The organism is Micromonospora maritima (genome assembly GCF_902825405.1).
GTDB lineage: Bacteria > Actinomycetota > Actinomycetes > Mycobacteriales > Micromonosporaceae > Micromonospora > Micromonospora maritima.
The window spans coordinates 1-1621 of record NZ_CADEAU010000798.1 but is presented as its reverse complement, the minus strand read 5'-3'; the positions used below and the strand labels follow the sequence as shown (position 1 = coordinate 1621).

Here is a 1621-nt window from a genome sequence, read left to right as displayed (position 1 = left end):
CAACGCGAACCCGAGGTACGCCAGCGGGAAGACCAGCCACCAGGCGGCGTACCGGGGACGCAGCCGGCCGCGCCTGTCGAACAGCGCCCGGTCGACGACGCGCTCGACGCGCTCACCGCGCACCGCGACCTGCTCGCCCTGCTGCTGGTCTGGGAGATCGGCAAGCCGTGGCGGCTCGCCTGCGCCGACGTGGACCGGGCCCTCGACGGCGTGCGCTGGTACGTCGGTGAGATCGAGCGGATGCTCGCCGACGGCCGCGAACCGCTGCCCGGTCCGGTCAGCAACATCGCCTCCTGGAACTACCCGATGAGCGTGCTCGTGCACGCCGAACTGGTGCAGCTCCTGGCGGGCAACGCGGTGATCGCCAAGACCCCGTCCCAGGGCGGCGCGGTCTGCCTCACCGTCGCGCACGCGCTGATGCGCCGGGCGGGACTGCCCGCCACGCTGGTCTCCGGCAGCGGCGAGGAACTGTCCGAGGTGCTGGTCCGCGCGCCGGAGATCGGCGCGGTGGCGTTCGTCGGCGGGCGCTCCAACGGCGGCAAGGTCGCCGCGGCCCTGCTCGACTCCGACAAGCGGCACTTCATCGAGCAGGAGGGCCTCAACGCCTGGGGCATCTGGAACTTCTCCCAGTGGGACACGCTCGCCGCGCACCTGAAGAAGGGCTTCGAGTACGGCAAGCAGCGCTGCACCGCGTACCCGCGGTTCGTGGTGCAGCGGGACCTGGTCGACGAGTTCCTGGACATGTACCTGCCGGTCGTCCGCTCGGTCCGCTTCGGCCACCCGCTCGCCGTCGGCGACGACTGGTCGGCCGGCGACCCGCTGCCCGAGCTGGACTTCGGCCCGCTGATCAGCGCGGCCAAGGCCGACGAGCTGCGACGCAAGGTCGACGAGGCGGTACGCGGCGGCGCGGTGCCGCTGCACCGGGGCAAGCTCGACGGTGCGCCGTTCCTCGACGGGCAGGACACCTCGGCGTACGTGGCCCCGGCCGTGCTGCTGGCCCCGCCCGGCCGGTCCCGCCTGATGCACGCCGAGCCGTTCGGCCCGGTGGACACCATCGTCGTGGTGGACACCACCGACGAGCTGCTGGCCCAGATGAACGCCTCCAACGGCGCGCTCGTCGCGTCGCTGGCCTGCGACGACGAGGAGCTGGCCGGCAAACTGGCGGTCGACCTCCAGGCGTTCAAGGTGGGCATCAACAAGCCGCGGTCCCGGGGCGACCGCGACGAGCCGTTCGGCGGCCGGGGCGCGTCCTGGAAGGGCGCGTTCGTCGGCGGCGACCTGCTGGTCCAGGCCGTCACCGTGGGCGGCGACCGCCGGCTCTACGGCAACTTCCCGGACTACAGCAGCTACCCGGCCACCTGAGCCGTCCCGACACACGAACGGGGCCCCCGCACCGGGGGCCCCGCCGTGTCACCGTCCCCCGCATCGGGAGTCGGTCCGGGTGGCGCACTGGGCGCCGGGCGCGGCCGTCCGGTCGTGCCCCTCGGGCGCGCCGCGCCGTTGCGGCTCACCTCCGTGGTCGGACCGGACGACCGTCAGTTCAATCCGACCGCTGCGCCGGCACGACCACACCGGCACACGCCCCGCGACCGGCCGTCGCCGGTCCGCCGGTCACCGTGCC

At 73.8% G+C, this 1621-nt stretch carries 1 protein-coding gene; it reads left to right on the top strand.

Translation table 11 applies throughout. From position 1 onward, the window contains the following. The coding region (locus HUW36_RS32385) for an aldehyde dehydrogenase family protein (RefSeq protein WP_246248434.1) at positions 1-1362 on the top strand (1362 nt) is incomplete at its 5' end. Between the last annotated feature and the right edge of the window lie 259 nt (positions 1363-1621).